The 19,766-nt window shown below is 64.6% G+C and carries 17 protein-coding genes; 10 read left to right on the forward strand and 7 right to left on the reverse strand.

Annotation, left to right across the window (positions count from 1 at the left end):
* Positions 1-104 precede the first annotated feature (104 nt).
* From BCCGELA001_RS13225 to BCCGELA001_RS13235, 3 genes are all read right to left on the reverse strand, one after another.
* On the reverse strand, positions 105-1,382 hold the full coding sequence (locus BCCGELA001_RS13225; RefSeq protein WP_008550086.1) for an acyl-CoA dehydrogenase family protein: 1,278 nt from the start codon (positions 1,380-1,382) through the stop codon (positions 105-107).
* Between the two features lie 297 nt (positions 1,383-1,679).
* Complete coding sequence (locus BCCGELA001_RS13230; RefSeq protein ID WP_008550084.1) at positions 1,680-2,060, reverse strand: VOC family protein; 381 nt, start codon at positions 2,058-2,060, stop codon at positions 1,680-1,682.
* A gap of 111 nt (positions 2,061-2,171) precedes the next feature.
* Entirely contained in the window at positions 2,172-2,951 is a 780-nt protein-coding gene (locus BCCGELA001_RS13235; protein ID WP_008550082.1) for an SDR family NAD(P)-dependent oxidoreductase, read from the reverse strand.
* Between BCCGELA001_RS13235 and BCCGELA001_RS37025 the strand changes: the two genes are divergently transcribed.
* From BCCGELA001_RS37025 to BCCGELA001_RS13250, 4 genes are read left to right on the forward strand one after another with little or no spacing between them, the layout of a single operon-like run.
* Positions 2,950-3,156 (forward strand): hypothetical protein, encoded by a 207-nt coding sequence (locus tag BCCGELA001_RS37025; protein WP_144441287.1) that lies wholly within the window; start codon positions 2,950-2,952, stop codon positions 3,154-3,156. The two genes, BCCGELA001_RS13235 and BCCGELA001_RS37025, sit on opposite strands and share 2 nt — an antisense overlap.
* Positions 3,157-3,166: 10 nt before the next feature.
* Positions 3,167-3,955, forward strand: a complete 789-nt coding sequence (locus BCCGELA001_RS13240) for an enoyl-CoA hydratase/isomerase (RefSeq protein ID WP_060735488.1) — start codon at positions 3,167-3,169, stop codon at positions 3,953-3,955.
* Positions 3,952-4,938 (forward strand): phosphotransferase family protein, encoded by a 987-nt coding sequence (locus BCCGELA001_RS13245; protein ID WP_060735489.1) that lies wholly within the window; start codon positions 3,952-3,954, stop codon positions 4,936-4,938. The genes BCCGELA001_RS13240 and BCCGELA001_RS13245 overlap by 4 nt, the downstream gene beginning before the upstream one ends.
* A gap of 2 nt (positions 4,939-4,940) precedes the next feature.
* The gene (locus BCCGELA001_RS13250) at positions 4,941-5,318 is read left to right on the forward strand and encodes a DUF6285 domain-containing protein (protein WP_060735490.1); all 378 of its coding nucleotides are present in this window, start codon (positions 4,941-4,943) and stop codon (positions 5,316-5,318) included.
* Between the two features lie 167 nt (positions 5,319-5,485).
* On the opposite strand, the gene BCCGELA001_RS13255 is transcribed toward BCCGELA001_RS13250, so the two are convergent.
* Positions 5,486-6,265, reverse strand: a complete 780-nt coding sequence (locus BCCGELA001_RS13255) for an enoyl-CoA hydratase-related protein (protein WP_008550069.1) — start codon at positions 6,263-6,265, stop codon at positions 5,486-5,488.
* Positions 6,266-6,475: 210 nt separating this feature from the next.
* Between BCCGELA001_RS13255 and BCCGELA001_RS13260 the strand changes: the two genes are divergently transcribed.
* Positions 6,476-7,750 (forward strand): acyl-CoA dehydrogenase family protein, encoded by a 1,275-nt coding sequence (locus BCCGELA001_RS13260; protein ID WP_008550067.1) that lies wholly within the window; start codon positions 6,476-6,478, stop codon positions 7,748-7,750.
* A 121-nt stretch (positions 7,751-7,871) separates the two neighbouring features.
* Here the strand turns inward: BCCGELA001_RS13260 and BCCGELA001_RS13265 are convergent, their stop codons facing one another.
* Both BCCGELA001_RS13265 and BCCGELA001_RS13270 read right to left on the reverse strand, forming a co-directional pair.
* Positions 7,872-9,449, reverse strand: coding sequence for a fatty acid--CoA ligase (locus BCCGELA001_RS13265; RefSeq protein WP_060735491.1), 1,578 nt, complete (start codon positions 9,447-9,449; stop codon positions 7,872-7,874).
* Between the two features lie 273 nt (positions 9,450-9,722).
* The gene (locus BCCGELA001_RS13270; RefSeq protein WP_060735492.1) at positions 9,723-10,595 is read right to left on the reverse strand and encodes an SDR family oxidoreductase; all 873 of its coding nucleotides are present in this window, start codon (positions 10,593-10,595) and stop codon (positions 9,723-9,725) included.
* A 105-nt stretch (positions 10,596-10,700) separates the two neighbouring features.
* Between BCCGELA001_RS13270 and BCCGELA001_RS13275 the strand changes: the two genes are divergently transcribed.
* The 4 genes from BCCGELA001_RS13275 to BCCGELA001_RS13290 all read left to right on the forward strand — a co-directional run bounded on the left by BCCGELA001_RS13275 (position 10,701) and on the right by BCCGELA001_RS13290 (position 14,608).
* Entirely contained in the window at positions 10,701-11,510 is an 810-nt protein-coding gene (locus tag BCCGELA001_RS13275) for a crotonase/enoyl-CoA hydratase family protein (RefSeq protein WP_008550052.1), read from the forward strand.
* Between the two features lie 139 nt (positions 11,511-11,649).
* The gene (locus BCCGELA001_RS13280) at positions 11,650-13,194 is read left to right on the forward strand and encodes an acyl-CoA synthetase (RefSeq protein ID WP_008550051.1); all 1,545 of its coding nucleotides are present in this window, start codon (positions 11,650-11,652) and stop codon (positions 13,192-13,194) included.
* A gap of 133 nt (positions 13,195-13,327) precedes the next feature.
* Entirely contained in the window at positions 13,328-14,122 is a 795-nt protein-coding gene (locus BCCGELA001_RS13285; RefSeq protein WP_008550048.1) for an enoyl-CoA hydratase/isomerase family protein, read from the forward strand.
* Between the two features lie 81 nt (positions 14,123-14,203).
* The gene (locus tag BCCGELA001_RS13290) at positions 14,204-14,608 is read left to right on the forward strand and encodes a YccF domain-containing protein (protein WP_008550046.1); all 405 of its coding nucleotides are present in this window, start codon (positions 14,204-14,206) and stop codon (positions 14,606-14,608) included.
* Between the two features lie 12 nt (positions 14,609-14,620).
* Here the strand turns inward: BCCGELA001_RS13290 and BCCGELA001_RS13295 are convergent, their stop codons facing one another.
* Complete coding sequence (locus BCCGELA001_RS13295) at positions 14,621-15,817, reverse strand: MFS transporter (protein ID WP_158511620.1); 1,197 nt, start codon at positions 15,815-15,817, stop codon at positions 14,621-14,623.
* 1,117 nt (positions 15,818-16,934) lie between these two features.
* Here BCCGELA001_RS13295 and ppc point away from each other — a divergent pair.
* Positions 16,935-19,727 carry a phosphoenolpyruvate carboxylase gene (ppc, locus tag BCCGELA001_RS13300; RefSeq protein ID WP_008550036.1) on the forward strand — a complete coding sequence of 931 codons (2,793 nt, stop codon included), beginning with the start codon at positions 16,935-16,937 and terminating at the stop codon, positions 19,725-19,727.
* The last annotated feature ends 39 nt before the right edge of the window (positions 19,728-19,766 follow it).

A 19,766-nucleotide genomic window follows, 5' to 3' on the forward strand; every position in this document is an offset into this window, starting at 1 on the left:
CGTCGAACGCCTTCGTAGGGCGGATTAGCCGAAGGCGTAACCCGCCATCTCGCAAGGAAAGGGCGGATTACGCTTCGCTAATCCGCCCTACGACATCTCGTCGATCACGCCATGCTCAGTTCATGTCGCCCGACCACCATCCAGTGCACCTCGTCCGGACCGTCGGCGAAGCGGAGATGACGGACGTCCTGATACATCTCGGCGAGCGGGGTCCAGTGCGAAATGCCGGTGGCGCCGTGCATCTGGATCGCCTGGTCGATGATCTTGCAGGCCCGCTCGGGCACCATGGCCTTGACCATGGAGACCCAGACGCGGGCCTCCTTGTTGCCGAGCACGTCCATGGCTTTGGCGGCCTTCAGCACCATCAGCCGCATCGCCTCGATCTCGCAGCGCGCCTGCGCGATGATCTGCATGTTGCCGCCGAGATGGGCAATCTTCTTGCCGAAGGCCTCGCGGGTGAGGCCCCGCTGCACCATCAGATCGAGCGCCTTCTCGGCCTTGCCGATGGTGCGCATGCAGTGGTGGATGCGCCCCGGTCCGAGACGAAGCTGTGAGATCTCGAAGCCGCGGCCTTCGCCGAGCAGCATGTTCTCCTTCGGCACGCGGACATTGTTGAAGCGCATGTGCATGTGGCCGCGCGGGGCGTGGTCCTGGCCGAACACGTACATCGGACCGAGCACCTCGACGCCCGGAGTATCGCGCGGCACCAGGATCTGCGACTGCTGCTTGCTCGGCGCCGCATCCGGATTGGTCTTCACCATGACGATGAGGATCTTGCAGCGGGGATCGCCAACACCGGAGATGTAATATTTCTCGCCGTTGATGACCCATTCGTCGCCGACCAGCTTTGCGGTCGTCGAGATGTTCTTGGCGTCGGAGGAGGCGACGTTCGGCTCGGTCATGACATAGGCCGAGCGGATCTCGCCGTTGAGCAGCGGCTTCAGCCACTTCTCCTTCTGCTCCTTGGTGCCGACGCGCTCCAGCACCTCCATATTGCCGGTGTCGGGCGCGGAGCAGTTCATGCTCTCCGAGGCCAGCGGGCTCTTGCCGAGCTCGGAGGCGATATAGGCGTAGTCGAGATTCTTCAGGCCCTGTCCGGTCTCGTCGTCGGGCAGGAAGAAGTTCCAGAGGCCTTCCTTCTTGGCCTTGTTTTTGGCGACCTCGAGCACCTCGAGTTGCTTCGGCGTGAAGCTCCAGCGATCCTCCTTGCCTTCGCCGGCCTTGGCGAACTCGATCGACATCGGCTCGACGGTGTCGCGGATGAACTTCTTGACGTGGTCGTAGAGCGGCCGGACCTGGTCCGACATGCGGAGGTCGTTGAGCTCGTCGCCGGGATTAAGGGTGTAGTTGGTGGTGCGGGGAATGTAGGTGTGTTTTGTCATTGTTCCTCCCGGGATCGCTGAGATTGCTGGGCGCAAGAATAGTCGTAGCGCCGCCAAAGTGCGAGCGCGCATTTTCACGCGCAAGCATGCCATGCGATGGAATTCGCGAGCACGTTTGAAATGTTGTTTGAATGGAGCGGGGCAGAGAGGCATCAGCCGCGCCTCATTCTCCGCTGTCATCGCCCGGCGAAGACCGGGCGATCCAGTATTCCAGAGACAGCGAGGATCGAATCGAGAAGCCGCGGCGTACTGGATTCCCCGCTTTCGCGGGGAATGACAGCTGTGGGTGCGTCTACGTCAGCTCGCCAGCCGATGCATAGCGCAAATCTTGTTGCCGTCGAGATCGCGCAAATAGGCCAGATACAGCTTGCCGCCGGGGGCCTGGCGGACGCCGGGCGGATCCTCGATTGGTTTTGCGCCGGCCGCGATGCCGGCCGCGTGCCAGGCGTCGACCTGCTCCGGCGAGTTGCAGGCAAAGCCGATCGTGGCACCATTCGCGCAGGTGGCCGGCTCGCCGTTGATCGGCTTCGACACCGAGAACACGCCGGTCTTGGTCATGTAGAAAATGCGATGCCCATCGACCATCGCCGGTCGCACCTCGAGCGTGCCGAGCAGCTTGTCGTAGAACCCTTTGGCCTTGTCGAGGTCGTTGGTGCCGATCATGACGTGTGAGAACATTTGCCCATTCCCTCAGAGTTTGTCGCCCGGATGGAGCGTCGCGCAATCCAGGTCTGTTTGCTCTTGGCCGTCCCGGATCGCGCTGCGCTCCATCCGGGTCTACTGGAAAGATCAGAATGCCGTATAGCCGCCGTCGATCACGAACGTATCGGCCGTATGATACGACGACGCCTTGCTCATCAGATAGACGGCAATGCCGCCGAAATCGGAGGCTTCGCCGAAGCGCCGCACCGGGATGCGCGGCATCACGTTGGCGACGAACTTGTCGTTGGCCATGATGCCTGCGGTCATGTCGCTCTTGATCCAGCCGGGCAGGATCGCGTTCGCGGTGACGCCGTGGCGCGCCAGCTCGACGCCGAGCGCGCGCACCAGCGCGTTGATGGCGGCCTTGGTTGCGGCATAATGCTCGTTGCGCGCGGTGCCGAAGATCGAGGCGAGGCTCGAGGTCGCAACCAGCCGGCCGAAGGGATCGCCGGCATTGGCGCGCTCGGTCATGTGCTTCGCGGCCGCCTGGAACGCGTGGAAAACACCGTCGAGATTGGTGGCGAACATCGTGCGCCATTCCTCCTCGGTGCGCTCGATGAAGGACCGCCTTCCACCGCCGCCGATGCCGGCGTTGGCGAAGCAGCCGTCGACCCGGCCGAAGGAATCGAGCGTCGCCTTCATGGCGGCATTGACCGAGGCTGGATCGGTGACGTCGCAGATGCGGGTCTCGACCTTGCCGGCAAGGCCGGCCAGGCTTGCGGCAGCAGCCTTGTTCTTGTCCGCATTGCGGCCCCAGATCGAGACGTTGCAGCCCTGGGCGGCAAGCGCTTGCGCGATGCCGAGCCCGATGCCGCCATTGCCGCCGGTGATCACGGCGGCGCGGCCGGAAAGGTCGAAAAGGTTCATGGCGCGTTTCCCGTTCTTGGCAAGTTTCTTGGTCAGTTCTTGGCAAGTTTCTTGGCAAGTGATCCTGGCATGCGGCGCATCAGCCGCTGCGCGCAAGATTGCTTGCTATGCTCTGATCACCATGGACAAGACCGCGCCAAAAATCAAATATGCGCCCCGGCAAAACAAATTCCGGTCTGCGAAACTGTCGCAGGCCGGCAACTGACGAGGAAACCATGCAGTTCAAACACGTCACGCTCGATCTCGATGGTTCGGTCGCGATCCTCAGGCTCGACCATCAGGAGGTGATGAACGCGGTCTCCGTGGACATGCTGGGGGGCCTCGCCGAAGCACTCGATGCGATCGAGGAGAAGAAGGACGAGGTGCGCTGCGTCGTCTTGACCGGCGCGGGGCGGGCGTTCTGCACCGGCGCCAATCTTCAGGGCCGCAACAACCAGTCGAAGAAGACCAAGGCCGGCCTAACGTTGGAGACCGGCTTCCATCCCTTCCTGCGCCGCATCCGCAATCTGCATTGCCCGATCGTGACCGCGGTCAACGGCCCGGCGGCCGGTGCCGGCATGAGCTTCGCGCTGCTCGGCGACATGATCTTATGCGCGCGATCCTCCTACTTTCTTCAAGCGTTCCGCCGCATCGGCCTCGTGCCGGATTGCGGCTCTACCTGGCTCCTGCCGCGCCTCGTCGGCCGGGCCCGCTCGATCGAATTGTCGCTGATGGGCGAGCGGCTGCCGGCCGAGAAGGCGCTGGAATGGGGCCTCGTCAACCGCGTCTATGATGACGGCGTGCTGATGGAGGAGGCGATGAAGCTCGCGCGCGAGCTCGCCAGCGGCCCCACGGTCGCTCTGTCGCTGATCCGCAAGCTCTATTGGGACAGTCCGGAAAACTCCTTCGAGGATCAGCTCAATCTCGAATTCCAGTGCCAGCTTCGCGCCGGCGACACCCAGGATTTTCGCGAGGGCGTCGGCGCCTTCCTGGAGAAGCGGCCCGCGCAGTTCAAAGGCAAATGATCGAGGCGGAGCTCTCGCGCAGCGTCGCGCGCTGGTATCCGGGCGCGACCGGCGTCACAGGTGCCGCAAAACTGTCCGGCGGCGCCAGCCAGGAAACCTGGCGCTTCGACATCGTGCATCCCGATGGGCCGATCGGCGCGATCCTGCGCCGCTCGCCGAAGGGCTACGGTGCTGCGCCGACGCGCGCGGCGGGTCTTGCCGCCGAAGCGCAGCTGATGCAGCTCGCGTTTGAGGCCGGCCTGCCGTCGCCGCGCGTCATGCATGTGCTGACGCGGGAGGACGACCTCGGCACCGGCTTCATCATGCAGCGGGTCGAGGGCGAGACCATCGCGCGCAAGATCTTGCGCGATGAGGAATACGCAAAGGCGCGGCCAATGCTCGCGCGCCAGATCGGCGGCGTGCTCGCCGGGTTGCACCGGTTGCCGCAGGATCAATTGCCCGAGCTGCGCAAGAGGGGCGCGACGCAGGAGATCGCCGAGTTCGAGCGCGACTATCGCAGCCTGAACTGGCCCAAGCCCGTGTTCGAGCTGGCGCTGCGCTGGCTGCGCGATCAAGATCCGGGCCCTTCGGCCGAGACGACGCTGGTGCACGGTGATTTCCGCAACGGCAATCTCATCATCGGTGCCGACGGCGTCCGCGCCGTGCTCGACTGGGAGCTCGCCCATCTCGGCGATCCCATGGAGGACCTCGGCTGGGTCTGCGTCAATTCCTGGCGCTTCGGCGAGATCGACAAGCCGGTCGGCGGTTTTGGCACGCGCGAGGATTTGTTCGCGGGCTATGAGGCGGCAGGCCGCAAGGTCGACCCTGCGCGCGTGAAATTCTGGGAAGTGATGGGCACGCTGCGTTGGGGCATCATGTGCGGCGGCATGATGCAGCGGTTTCGCGAGGGGCCGGACCATTCCATGGAGCGCGCCATGATCGGCCGCCGCGCCTCCGAGACCGAGATCGATCTGTTGCGGCTGCTCGCGCCGCGCGGGAGCTGACCATGCAGGACGAACCGACCCCGATCGAGCTGACCAAGGCGGTCGCCGATTTCCTCCGCAGCGACATCACGCCGCTGATCTCCGGCCACCAGGCCTTCAAGCTGCGCGTCGCCATCAACATCCTCGATCTCGTGACGCGGCAATTGACGCAGGAGCAGGGGAGCGATGCAAGGGAGGTGGAGCGCCTGCGCGTGCTGCTCGGCACGGACGGCTCGGTGACAGAGCTCAACCGCGTGCTCGCCGATCGCATCGCCAAAGGAGAGGTGGATCTCGCAACGCCCGGCCTCGCCGAGCATCTGTGGGCGACCACGATGGACAAGCTGGCCGTCGATCAGCCGAATTATGCTTCGTACAAGCGGGAGCTGGGGCGAGGCGGGTAGGTCCGCGCTATACTCTCCGCTGTCATCGCCCGGCTTGACCGGGCGATCCAGTATCCCAGAGACGGCAGTGAGATATTGAGACGCCGCGGCGTACTGGATGCCCCGGTCAAGCCGGGGCATTGACACCGGTGATGTTGGGAGGTCTCGCGCAGCGACAGAGAGACCTTTTACTTCCCCACCCATTTCGGCGGCCGCTTCTCCGAGAACGCCTTCGGCCCCTCGATGTAATCCTGCGAAGCCACCATCGCCTTCACCGCCGGATAGTCGCGCTGCTCCTCGATCGCCTGCTCCAGCGACACGCCGAGCCCCTTCTGGATCGCCTGTTTCGAGGCCCGGATCGACATCGGCGAGTTCTTGGTGATCATCTCCGCCCAGCGCAGTGCGGCGCTGAGCGCCTCGCCCTGTGGCACCACCTCATTGACGAAGCCGAGCTCCTGGCCTTCCTTGGCGCTGACGTGACGCGCGGTCAGGATCATGCCCATCGCGCGCTTCAGCCCGATCTGGCGCGGTAGCCGATGCAGGCCGCCGGCCAGCGCGGCGAGGCCGACGCGCGGTTCGGGCAGGGCGAAGGTCGCGTTCTCCGAGGCGATGATGAGGTCGCAGGCCAGCGCGATCTCGAAGCCGCCGCCCATCGCGACGCCGTTCACGGCGGCGATGATCGGCTTGTCGCAGTCGAACCGCGAGGTGAGGCCGGCAAAGCCGCCCTTGTCCCAGCCGCGCTTGCCGCCCGCCGCCTGCCATTTCAGATCGTTACCGGCGCAGAATGCCTTGTCGCCGCTGCCTGTGACGATCGCGATCCACTGCTCGGGATCTCCGGAGAAATCGTCGAACACCTTATTGAGCTCGAAATGCGCGTCCGTGTGCAGCGCGTTGTAGACCTCGGGCCGCGACAGCGTGACGATCGTGATCGGCCCCTTGCGTTCCACTTTTGAGAATTTCAGCTCCATCGCGCGCTCCCGCATTTTCTCGTGAAGGAATATTGGCGGCATAGTAGCGCGCGGGTGCGCTTCAACACCATCGAATTGCGCGGGTGCGCTTTGCGCGTCTTACACGCCTCGCATTGCTTGACTTGCGCGACCTCTTCTCCGCTTAATCAAGCGAAGCAAAACGCGCCTAGCGCCTTAACGCAAAACGATAAATCATTCCGGGAGAGAACCTTGGATTTCTCACTGCCTGCCGATCTCGTCGCCTATCTCGGAGAGCTCGACCGTTTCATCGAACGCGAGATCAAGCCGCTGGAACAGGCCGACGACAACATCCGTTTCTTCGATCATCGCCGCGAATGGGCGCGTACCGATTTCGAGAATGGCGGCCTGCCGCGGCACGAATGGGAGGCCTTGCTGCGCAAGGCCAAGGATCTGGCGGACGCCGCCGGTCACCTTCGCTTCCCGGTGCCGAGGCAATATGGCGGCAAGGACGGCTCCAACCTGTGGATGGCGGTGATCCGCGAGCATTTTGCCGCCAAGGGTCTCGGCCTGCATAACGACCTCCAGAACGAGCACTCCATCGTCGGCAATTTCCCCGTCGTCACCATGCTCGACCGCTACGGCCGCGACGACCAGAAGGCGATGATCGACGGCTCGATCAAGGGCAAGTACCGCATCACCTTCGGCCTGACCGAGCCGCATCACGGATCGGACGCGACCCACATGGAAACGCGCGCTGTGCCCGCGACCCGCGACAACGTCAAGGGCTGGATCATCAACGGCGAGAAGATGTGGACGACCGGCATGCACGTCGCCACGCATTGCGCGCTGTTCGCGCGCACTGCCGGCAATGACGGCGATGCCCGCGGGATCACCTGCTTCCTGGTCCCGGCCAAGAGCCACGGCGTCAAGGTCGAAGAGTACATGTGGACCTTCAACATGCCGACCGATCATCCCCGCGTCAGCTTCACCGACGTGTTCGTGCCGGAGGATGCGCTGTTCGGCGAGGTCGGCCGCGGTCTGTCGCTGGCGCAGTGCTTCGTGCACCAGAACCGCATCCGCCAGGCCGCGAGCTCGCTCGGCGCCGCGGTCTACTGCATCAATGAGAGCGTGAAATACGCGCGCGAACGAAAGCCGTTCGGCAGGGCTCTCGCCGAGAACCAGGCGATCCAGTTCCCGCTGGTGGAGCTGGCGACACAGGCCGAGATGCTGCGCCTTCTAATCCGCAAGACCGCCTGGGAGATGGACCAGCTCAATGAGGAGCAGATCGAACGCACGCTCTCCGACCGCGTCTCGATGTGCAACTACTGGGCAAACCGGCTCTGCTGCGAATCCGCCGACCGCGCCATGCAGGTCCACGGCGGCATGGGCTATTCACGCCACAAGCCGTTCGAGCACATCTATAGACATCACCGCCGCTACCGCATCACCGAGGGCAGCGAGGAGATCCAGATGCGCAAGGTGGCGGGGTTCTTGTTCGGGTACATGGGGCCGGGGAAGCATTGAGGCATGCGCCGGCTTCGTAGGGTGGGTTAGCGAAGCGAAGCGTAACTCACCAACTTCTATTCGAGTGAAAAGTGAAGTGGTGGGTTACGCCTGCGGCTAACCCACCCTACGGCACCGCCTTCTAATTCACCCGTCGATCCTTCCCCGCCCAATACGGCTCGCGCAACTGCCTTCGCAGAATCTTGCCGCTCGGATTCCGCGGCAATTGCGGCAAGAACTCCACGCTCTTCGGCGTCTTGTAGCCGGCGATGCGCTCGCGCGTGAAGTTGATGATGTCGGTGGCGCTCGCCTCTTTGCCCGGCTTCATGACCACGACGGCCTTCACCGCTTCGCCCCATTTGTCGTCGGGCACGCCGATCACGGCGGCTTCCGCGACATCGGGATGGTCGCACAGCGCGCTCTCGACCTCGGCCGGATAGATGTTCTCGCCCCCGGAGATGATCATGTCCTTGATGCGGTCATGGATGTAGAGATAGCCGTCCTCGTCCATGTAGCCGGCGTCACCGGTGCGCAGCCAGCCGTCGCTGCGCAGCGTCGCGGTAGTCGCCTCCGGCAGGTTCCAGTAGCCCGCCATGTTGGAGCCCGACCGCGTCGCAATCTCGCCAACCTGCCGCGGCGGCAGCGGCTTGCCGTCGACGTCGAGGATCGCGATCTCGACGCCCGGCAGCGCCTTGCCGGCCGACCGCATCCGCTCCAGCCCCTCGACATGGTCCTCCGGCGGCAGCGCGACGATCGTTCCGGTCGTCTCAGTCATGCCGTACATCTGCACGAAGCCGCATTTGAAGACCTCGATGCATTCCTTCAGCAGGGCCGCCGGTATCGGCGAGGCGCCGTAGAGCATGTATTTGAGCCTCGAGAAATCCACCGATCTCGCGCGTGGCTGCCGCACCACGAACTGCATCGCGGCCGGCACCATGAAGAGCTTGGTGATGCCCGACTGCTCGAAGAAGTCCAGCACCTTGGTTGGGTCGAATTCGCGCGCGATGACGCCGCGGGCGCCGTGATAGAGCCCCATCACGCCCCAGCCGGAGCCGCCGATATGGAAGACCGGCATCGCCACCAGCGAGACGTCGTCGGTCGACCACCTGTTCCACTCCGGCTTGTCCTCGGCATTGCCCGTCTGCACCAGATTGAGGAAGTTCGCGTGGCTCAGCATCGCGCCCTTCGGCTTGCCCGTCGTGCCTGACGTATAGAGCTGGATCGCGATATCCCTGGTGTCGATCGGCACCTTCGGATCATCACCGCTCTGCGCATCGCGCCAAGCCGCAAAATCCTGCCATTCCGGCGCGCCGCCCTCGGTGGTGATGACGGTGCGTACGCCGGGTAGCTTGTCCTTGATCTGGCGGACGAGAGCAATGAACTCCGGCCCGACGAACAGCACCGGCGCCTTGCAATCCTCGACGATGAAGGCGACCTCCGGCCCTGCGAGCCGCCAGTTCACCGGCGCCATCACCACGCCGGCCTTCATCGCGCCCATCAACAGCTCGAAATAGAGATCGCTGTTCTTGCCGAGATAGGCGATGCGGTCGCCCTTCTTCACGCCCATCGCGATCAAGGCGTTGGCGACCTTGTTGGTCTTGACGTCGAATTCGGCAAAGCTGGTGAGGCGGCCCTCGAACTCGTAGGCCACGGCATCGCCGCGGCTCTTCGCGCGCTCGCGCACCATGTCGGCGAGATTCGCCAGTGGCTGTGTGGACATGTCTCTCCCATCGCGTCTTGTTTTTATGGCCGGGAGTGTGGCGTCATCCGCGGGTGAAGACAAGGTGGGGGGTTACGCTGTCGTCCCGGACAAGCGTAGCCTCGTGTCCCGGACGCGCTGCAGCGCTCCCCGGCGATGCGTAGCATCGTCCGGTGCGCTGCCGCGCAGAGCCGGGACCCACGCTGCATTGTGCGTAAGGAGAGATGGGCCCCGGCTCAGCAGCGCACCAGCCGAAGGCGGCGTGCTGCGCTGCTCCCGGGCACGAGGGAGCGATCACCCCCGCTTCGCGCGGTCCTTCTCGTTCTGCGCCATGATGCTCTCGCGCGCGGTTTTCCAGTCGTCGTCGCTCCAGTCGCGGAGCTGGTAGAAATTGCCGCCCATCGCCAGCGCCTGCGCGCCGTCCATGGCGATGGTCTCGCCGTTGATCCAGTCGCAGCCGCCGGAAATCAGGAACACGGCGACGTTCTGCAGTTCCTCCATGGTGCCGACGCGGCCCATCGGGTTCATCGCCTTGGTGCGCGCGCCGGCCTCGTCGCCCGGCTTGATGCGCTTGCTCATGCCTTCGGTCGGGATTTCGCCCGGGGCGATGGTGTTGAGGCGGATGCCGTGCCGGCCCCATTCGGTCGCGAGCGACATCGTCATGGCATGGATCGCCGACTTGCTCATCGCCGACGGCACCACGTAAGGCGAGCCGTTGCGCACCCAGGTCGTGGTGATCGAGACGACGTTGCCGGGCTGCTTCAAGGCGATCCAGCGCTTGCCGACCGCGTGGGTCACGTAGAACGTGCCGTGCATGACGATGTTGGCGACCGCATCGAAGCCGCGCGGCGAGAGCTCCTCGGTGCGGGAGATGAAATTGCCAGCCGCATTGTTGATGAGATCGGTGAGGGGACCTTCGCGGAAGATGGTCTCGATCATCTCTTCGACCGCGAGCGCGTTGCGGATGTCGACGCCATGGCTGGTGACCCGGCCGCCATACTCGGCCATCAATTCGGTCGCGGTCTCGTCGCAGACGATCTTGCGCCGGCCGCAGATATGCACCTCGGCGCCGAGCTGGAGGAAGCGCGCCGCCATCGACTTGCCGAGCCCAGTGCCGCCGCCGGTCACGAGAATGCGCCGTCCGGCCAGAAGATTTTCCTTGAACATGGCTGTTTCTCCCGTACGGATTGTCAGTTAATTGGTCGATTGACTAAATCCGGCCGCCGGCGTCCTGTAAAGCGGCACTGAACAAGAACAGGGGAGAATTCATCCATGGAAGATCGCGTCTCGATCTCGATCTCGGAAGGCGTCGCCGATGTGCGGCTGGTGCGCGCGGGCAAGATGAATGCGCTGGATCAGGCTATGTTCGAGGCGCTTGTCGCGGCAACCGAGCGGCTTTCCAAGGACAAGAGCGTGCGTGCCGTGGTCCTCTCCGGCGAGGGCCGCGCCTTCTGCGCCGGTCTCGACATGGGGCGTTTTGCCGCCATGAAGGAGAAGGGCGGCAACGGAATTCCGGGTGGCGAAAATCGCGACCTCACCAAGCGCACCCATGGCCAGGCGAACTTTCCGCAACAGGCGGTGTGGGGCTGGCGCCAGCTTCCGGTTCCGGTGATCGCGGCCGTGCACGGCGTCGCCTTCGGCGGCGGCTTCCAGCTTTCGCTCGGCGCCGACATGCGTTTCCTTTCAGCCGATGCGCGCATGTCGATCATGGAGATCAAATGGGGCCTTGTCCCCGACATGGCGGGCACGCCGATCCTGGCCTCGCTCGTGCGCGACGACATCCTGCGCGATCTCACCTATACCGGGCGCATCTTCTCCGCACAGGAGGCGATGGCTTACGGCCTCGCCACGCGCATCTGCGACGATCCGCGCGCGAGCGCTCTCGAAGTCGCACGCGAGATCGCCGGCAAGAGCCCCGACGCGATCCGCGCCGCAAAGCGGATGCTCAGCAATCTCTCTGTCGATCCGGGTCCGGCACTGCTCGCCGAATCCGTCGAGCAGCAGAAGCTGATTGGCAGTACGAACCAGACCGAGGCGGTGAGGGCGAACCTAGAGAAGCGCGCGCCAAAATTTGCGGATTGATTATGTCTCCGTCATGGCCGGGCTTGTCCCGGCCATCCACGTTCTTGATGCAAGCGACAAAGCAAGGACGTGGATCACCGGGACAAGCCCGGTGATGACGACCAACTGCCACCGTCGCTGGCAACAAAGAAAAACAACAATGAGCGAAACGTCCAACTTCCTCGGCATCGTCTCTGGCGAACGCCGCCGTTCCCATGCCGAAGTCGCAGCCCGCGCCGACCGCATCGCCTCCGGCCTTGCCAAAATCGGCGTCAAACCCGGCGATTGCGTCTGCATGCTGATGCGCAACGACATCGCCTTCCTGGAAGCCGCCTACGCCGCGATGCGGCTTGGGGCCTATGGCGTGCCGATCAACTGGCACTTCAAGCCTGAGGAGATCAACTACATCCTCGGCGATACCGGCACGTCCGTGCTGATCGGACATGCCGACATGCTGCATGCCCTGCGCGACGCGATTCCGAACGGCGTCACCGTGCTCAGCGTGCATACGCCGCCGGAGATCGTCTCCAACTACAAGATCGATCCCGATCATCTGACGACACCGGACTTCGCGATCGATTTCGCATCCTGGCTCGCGCAGCACCGGCCCTATGACGGCCCGGTCGTGCCGCAGCCGATGAACATGATCTACACGTCGGGCACGACAGGCCATCCCAAGGGCGTCCGCCGCAATGCGCCGACGCCGGAGCAGCAGGCGGCCGGCGAGCGCATGCGCGCGATGATCTACGGGCTCAAGCCCGGCGCCCGCGCGCTGCTGCCGGGGCCGCTCTATCATTCCGCGCCGAATTCGTTCGGCATCCGCGCCGGCAAGCTCGGCGGCGTGTTGGTGCTGATGCCGCGCTTCGAGCCCGAGGAGTTTCTGCAAGCGATCGAGCGGTATGGGATCGACACCATCTTCATGGTGCCGACCATGTTCATCCGCCTGATGAAGCTGCCGGAGGCGATTCGCAAGAAATACGACGTCTCCTCGCTGCGCCACATCATTCATGCCGCGGCACCGTGCCCGGCCGATGTCAAGCGCGCCATGATCGAATGGTGGGGGCCGGTGATCTATGAATTCTACGGCTCGACCGAATCCAGCGCCGTCACCTTCGCAACATCGGAGGATGCGCTGAAGAAGCCCGGCACCGTCGGCAGGATTTCGCCCGGCGCCGAACTGCGCTTCCTCGGCGAGGACGGAAGCGTGCTCGGCGTCGGCGAGGTCGGCGAGATCTACTCCCGCATGGCGGAGCTTGCCGATTTCACCTACCACAACAAGCCGGAGAAGCGGGCCGAGATCGACCGCGACGGCTTCATCACCTCCGGCGATGTCGGCTATATCGACGAAGACGGCTATGTCTTCATCTGCGACCGCAAGCGCGACATGGTGATCTCGGGCGGCGTCAACATCTATCCGGCGGAGATCGAGTCGGTACTGCACGCCGTGCCCGGCGTGCACGATTGCGCGGTGTTCGGCATCCCCGATGCCGAATTCGGCGAGGCGCTGATGGCGGTGGTGGAGCCGCAAGCCGGCGTCACGCTCGATGCCACCGATGTCCGCGCTGCGCTGAAGGCGCATCTCGCCGACTACAAGGTGCCGAAGCACATCGAGATCCGCAGCGGCTTGCCGCGCGAAGATTCCGGCAAGATCTTCAAGCGCCGCCTGCGCGATCCCTATTGGGAGCAGGCGGGACGAAAGATCTGACAACTCGACGACGACCCGTAGGGTGGGCAAAGCGGAGCGTGCCCACCAAACCCGCTTACGGAGACAGATCGTGGGCACGGCGCAAACGCGCCTTTGCCCACCCTACGAGATAAAGAATGAGGAAACATTCGTTATGACCGACGCCGCGAACGAAGTCCTCTACACGGTCGGCGACCATATCGCGACCATCACGCTGAACGCGCCGGAGCGCATGAACACCATTTCCGGCCCGATGCTGAATGATCTGGCGCGCCTTTTGACCGAGGCCAACGAGGACAGGAACGTCCGCGTCGTGATCCTCACCGGCAAGGGCAGGGCGTTCTGCGCTGGGCTTGACCTGCGCAAGGAGCGCGACGGCAACGGCCTCAGCGCCGCATCCTCGCCGACGACGATCAACCTCCGCAATACGCCGCCGACGGTGCTCCAGGCGATGGACAAGCCGACCATCTGCGCCGTCAACGGCGGCGCGGCCGGCTATGGCATGGACACTGCGCTCGGCTGCGACATCCGCATCATGGCGGAGTCTTCGAAGCTCGCTGCCGCCTTCGTCAAACGTGGTGTGGTGCCGGAATCCGGCGGCACCTGGCTGTTGCCGCGCATGCTCGGCTGGGCCAAGGCCTCCGAACTGATCTTCACCGGCCGAACGCTGAGCGCGCGCGAGTGCCTGGAATGGGGCCTCGCCAACGAGGTCGTGCCGGACGCCGAGCTGATGAACCGCGCAACTGCCGTCGCCCGCGAGATCGCCGCCAACGCGCCGCTCGCGGTCCAGGCCTCCAAGCGCATGATGCGAATGGGCCTGAACGAGAACTTCTCAGATCACGTCCACCACGTCTATCTGCAGCTTCTGCCGCTGTTCAAGACTGAGGACATGGCCGAAGGCATGAAGGCCTTCATGGAGAAGCGCGAACCGAAGTTTCAGGGGCGGTAGCCGGTTGCGCCTGTCCGACCGTCGTAGCAGAGACAGATTTCGTGCCTATATAGGCGGGATCATCGACTTCTGGATCATGCCATGGCTCCCGTTTCCATCCTGCTTAATCTGCTCTGGATCCTCATCGGCGGCGCCTGGATGGCGCTCGGCTGGCTGATCGCTGCGATCATCATGGCCATCACCATCATCGGCCTGCCCTGGGCGCGGGCGGCGTTCAACATCGCCGTCTACACGCTGTTGCCGTTCGGCTCGCGCGCGGTCAGCCGCTATGAGGTCACCGGGATGAGTGATATCGGCACGGGCCCGCTCGGTGTGATCGGCAACATCATCTGGTTCGTGCTGGCCGGCTGGTGGCTGGCACTCGGCCACCTCCTGACTGCGCTGGCCCTCGCGATCACGATCATCGGCATCCCCTTTGCCTGGGCGCACCTGAAGCTCGCGGGCATCGCGCTCTGGCCCATCGGCAAGGTGATCGTGCCGGCTTAGGCTCCGCAACGATCAAATCTCTTTCCACCAATGCCATGTCCCCGCCATGGCCAGCAGGCCAAGCGCCCCGGTCAGCGCTGTCGCGTTGTGGGATCCGATGTGGTCGGCGAGCCAGCCCAGCCAGAGGAAGCCGAGCGGACCGATGCCGATGCAGACGGTGAGGACCCCGAGGATGCGCGAGCGCATTTCCGGCGGCGAAGCAAGATAGACCAGCGTGGCCTGCATCGTTCCAAAGCCGGCGCCGCCCAATCCTGTCAGGATCAGCGCTGCACCAGCCAGCGCCGGGCTCTGTGCCAGTGCGAAAATCACCACTGTGAGCATGTAGCAGAGCACGCCACCGACAAAGGCCCGGCCGTACCATTTCGGGGTGAGCCACAGCGCCAGCACCAGAGCGCCTGCGAAAGCGCCGATCCCGTCCATGGTCGCCAGCAGGCCGACGCCCTCCGGGCCCAAATGCAGGCGGTCGCGCCCGATCACCGGAATCATGCTGGTGAACGGCCAGGCAAAGACGTTGTAGATCACGGTCACGATCAGCACGCCGCGAATTCGTTTGTCGCTGCGCGCAAAGACGAGGCCCTCGGCGATGCGCGCCAGCACCGGCCGCGTCTCAGCGGCGTGCGCGGCTCGTGCGCGGATCGTCAGGACGATCGCCAGCGCGGCGCAGTACATCAGCGTGCTCAGGAACAGGACGCCCTGGAGCCCCGCTCCGGCGAGCAGGATTCCGCCGACCACCGGACCGATCATGCGACTGGCATTGTTGGCGCCGACGTCGAGCGACATGGCGAGGCTCATCTTCTCGCGGCCGACGGCGTCGCCGATCATCACGCGTCGCACCGGGTTGTCCGTGCACCAGCCGCAGCCGTTGATGAAGCTGGCGAGTGCGAGGTGCCAGATCTCGAGCCACCCGGCCGCGTTCAGCATTGCGAGGACGGCGGAGATGCCGGCCATCAGCAGCACGACGACGAACAGCATCCGGCGGCGGTCCACGCGCTCCGCGAGCGCGCCGAGAAACACGCCGAACAGCCCCATCGGAAGCACACGGAGCATGGTCATCATGGCGACGAGAAACGCCGAGTCGGTGCGCTGGTAGACGACGACCCCGACCGCGACGGTTTCCACCCAGCGTACGGTGGCGATGATCAGCCCAACCCACCACAATCGCCAGAAGTCCGGTGCATCGATCATCCGCCGGAACGGCGATTTGCTCACTGCCTTGCTTCTCCCGGGCACTCCTTGGCCCGTTGCTTCCACTATCGGAAGCTCGCCGGACGAAACAAGTCTTTTTCGATGAGCGGTCGAACCTGGAACCCAACGATTTCGCCTGTGGCATCTTCGAGAGGCCCGTCCTTCGCAGACCCCAAGATGAGGACTGATGGCGCGGCATTCGCTTCGACAGCATCGCGGGTTGCTCGATGGCGAAACACACAACATGAAAGTCAAGAGCAATAGAGCAAAAATTCTGTTTGACCGAATTTGACGTTTCGGCTAAACCGCATTCCATCCCGGCCCGTCGAAGGGGCGTTTCGCGATCGTCACGACACGCAGGCCGGGATGCGATGGACGCGGCAGCGCCGGCGCGGAATGGGATGGCAGGGCGGGCGATGCCCGTGAGCCATCACGATCCGCGGCACGACACGGCGCGGTCACAGCGTTTCTTTTCGGCATTGGGGGCGAGCACGCGCGAGCTTCCGACGGTCCGGGCAGAAGCGTCCGCGGACGGCAAAAGCGTGTGGTCCTGACGCCCGGGGTCTGTGCGTCAAGGCTTGCGGTGATGTGGCGGCCGACCGGCGCGCGCATCGGTCATCCGCAAGGCGACGGGGGCAATAGTGCATCGCTCCCCGGGGAGAGCGCGCCATAAGCCGTAAAACCATTGCGCAGGGAAGGCCGGGCGTCCGGCAACACCTGTGGTCAACCCCGCGTGCGTTCTTGTCGCGTGCGGACCTTCGGGTGCCAGCCGGCGCCCGGCCTTCCCTGCGCCCTTTCTTCTCGATGAGGGCGAAACGGACGTAAAGCTCGGGCGAAACGCGCCGCGAGATCGCGAAGGTGTGTGTTTGGGATGAGATTGCAGCTCTCGTGCCCCGGACGCAGCGCAGCGCGCCGCGTCTTCGCGGCGTGGTGCGCTGCTGAGCCGGGGCCCATGTTTCGGCGGTGTGCCCTGCAGCTCGTGCGTCCCGGCTCTGCGCAGCAACGCTAAGAGGCGTTGCAGCGCGTCCGGGACACGGCGACGATGTGCACCGCTCCCAAGTTCATCTTGCGCTGCGGTAGAAAAATAGCGCACACTCGACAGGCCGGGGAGCCACAGGGAGCTCTGCAAGAGGAGCGAGCCATGTCCCTCCAGACCATACCATCGGACCCCACTGAGCATCGCCCCAACCGTCCCGAGGATGTCCAGGCCACCGAAGCGGAGACGCGGCTGCGGGACGACATTCGCCTGCTCGGGCGCATCCTCGGCGATACCGTGCGCGACCAGGAGGGCGCCGACGTGTTCGACCTGGTCGAGCGCATCCGCCAGACCTCGATCCGCTTCCACCGCGACGAGGACCGGCTTGCCCGCCGCGAGCTCGAGCAGATCCTCGACGGCATGTCGATCTCTGAGACGGTGCGCATCGTCCGCGCCTTCAGCTATTTTTCCCACCTCGCCAACATCGCCGAGGACCAGAACAACATCCGCCAGATGCGCGCCCGCGGCACGGGCAAGAACGCCGGCGTGCTGGCGGAGACGCTCGCCCATGCCAAGGCAGCGGGCATCGGCCCCGATGCGCTGCGCAGCTTCTTTAGGACCGCGCTGGTCAGCCCCGTGTTGACCGCGCATCCGACCGAAGTCCGCCGCAAGAGCACCATGGACCGCGAGATGGAGGTCGCGAGCCTGCTCGACCGCCGCGAGCGTGTGGCGCTGACCGCGGAAGAGGCAGAAGCCAGCGACGAGCAGCTTCGCCGTGAGGTGCTGACGCTGTGGCAGACCAACCTTTTGCGCCGAACCAAGCTCACGGTGCTCGATGAGGTCGCCAACGGCCTGTCGTTCTACGATTACACCTTCCTGCGCGAGGTGCCGCGCCTCGTCAACGCGCTGGAGGACCGGCTGGAGGAGGGCGGCGAGGCGGCCGCCAGCGAGCTCGCCTCGTTCCTGCGCATGGGCAGCTGGATCGGCGGCGATCGCGACGGCAATCCCTTCGTCACCGCCGACGTCATGCGCGGCACGCTGCGGCTGCAATCGAGCCGCGTCATGCAGTTCTATCTGAACGAGCTGCATGTTCTCGGCGCCGAGCTGTCGATCGCGGCCCATCTCGCCGACGTCTCCGAAGAGCTGCGGACACTCGCGGAACGCTCGCCGGATACTTCGCCGCACCGAAGCGGCGAGCCCTATCGCCTCGCGGTGTCAGGCATCTATGCGCGCCTCACCGCGACGGCCGAAAAGCTCGAGGTCGAGATCACGCGCCGGCCGGTCGGCAAGGGCAAGCCGTACGAGAGCGTCAGGGAGCTGCAGGCCGATCTCGACGTGCTGCACCGCTCGCTGATCTCCAACAACGCCCGCGTCATTGCCCGCGGCCGACTGCGGCTGCTCCGTCGTGCGGTGGACTGCTTCGGCTTCCATCTGGCGCGGCTCGACATCCGCCAGAACTCGGCGGTGCATGAGCGCACCATCGCGGAGCTGATGGACGCCGCCAATCCCGGCATGTCCTATCTCGCGCTCGGAGAAGAAGCCCGCATCTCACTGCTCACCAACGAGCTGCGCTCGACGCGCGCGCTGGTCTCGCCCTTCGTCAAATACAGCGACGAGACCATGGGCGAGCTCAACGTCTTCCATGCCGCCGCGGAAGCGCATGCGAAGTTCGGCTCCGACGCCATTCCCCAATGCATCATCTCGATGTGCAAGGGCATGTCCGACATGCTCGAGGTCGCGGTGCTGCTGAAGGAAGTCGGCCTCGTTCATCCCTCAGGCCGCAGCGCAATCAACATCGTGCCGCTGTTCGAGACCATCGAGGATTTGCAGGCCTCCAGCGGCATCATGGACCGCATGCTGTCGCTGCACGATTACCGCCGCCTCGTCGACAGCCGCGGCAGCGTGCAGGAGGTCATGCTCGGCTATTCCGATTCGAACAAGGACGGCGGCTTCGTCACCTCGGGCTGGGAGCTCTACAAGGCCGAGATCGGCTTGGTCGACGTGTTCGAGCGTCACGGCGTACGCCTGCGCCTGTTCCACGGCCGCGGCGGGTCGGTCGGCCGCGGCGGCGGTCCGAGCTATGACGCCATCATCGCCCAGCCCGGCGGCGCGGTGAACGGCCAGATCCGCATCACCGAGCAGGGTGAGATCATCTCGTCGAAATATTCCAACGCCGAGGTCGGCCGCAACAATCTGGAAATCCTCGCTGCGGCGACGCTCGAAGCAAGCCTCCTGCATCCGCGCCAGAGCGCGCCGCGCCGCGAATACCTCACCGCGATGGACGAGCTCTCGAACCTTGCCTTTAGGGCTTATCGCGGCCTCGTCTACGAGACCGACGGCTTTGTCGACTATTTCTGGTCGTCGACCGTCATCAACGAGATCGCGACGCTCAACATCGGCAGCCGTCCGGCCTCGCGCAAGAAGACCCGCGCGATCGAGGATCTGCGCGCGATCCCCTGGGTGTTCTCCTGGGCGCAGTGCCGATTGATGCTGCCGGGCTGGTACGGCTTCGGCAGCGCGGTCGAGCAGTGGATCGCCGAGCATCCCGACAAGGGCATGCCGTTCCTCAAAGAACTGTACAAGGAATGGCCTTTCTTCCGCATGCTGCTGTCGAACATGGACATGGTGCTGGCGAAAAGCTCGATCGCGATCGCCTCGCGCTATGCCGAGCTCGTGCCCGACGAAGCCCTGCGCGAGAAGATCTTCGGCCGCATCCGCCGCGAATGGCATTCCTGCATCGAGACGCTGCTCGACATCATGGGCCAGGACCGGCTGCTCCAGAGCAACCCGCTGCTGGAGCGCTCGGTGCGCCACCGCTTCCCCTATCTCGACCCGCTCAACCATGTGCAGGTCGAGCTCTTGAAGGAGCATCGCGCGCAGAACCCGGACGAGCAGGTGCTGCGCGGGATTCAGCTGACGATCAACGGCATCTCGGCGGGGTTGAGGAATACGGGGTAGGAGCGAATGGCGAATAGGGAGTAGCGAATGGAGTCTACT

It is taken from the genome of Bradyrhizobium sp. CCGE-LA001 (genome assembly GCF_000296215.2).
In the GTDB taxonomy this organism is placed as follows: Bacteria; Pseudomonadota; Alphaproteobacteria; order Rhizobiales; family Xanthobacteraceae; genus Bradyrhizobium.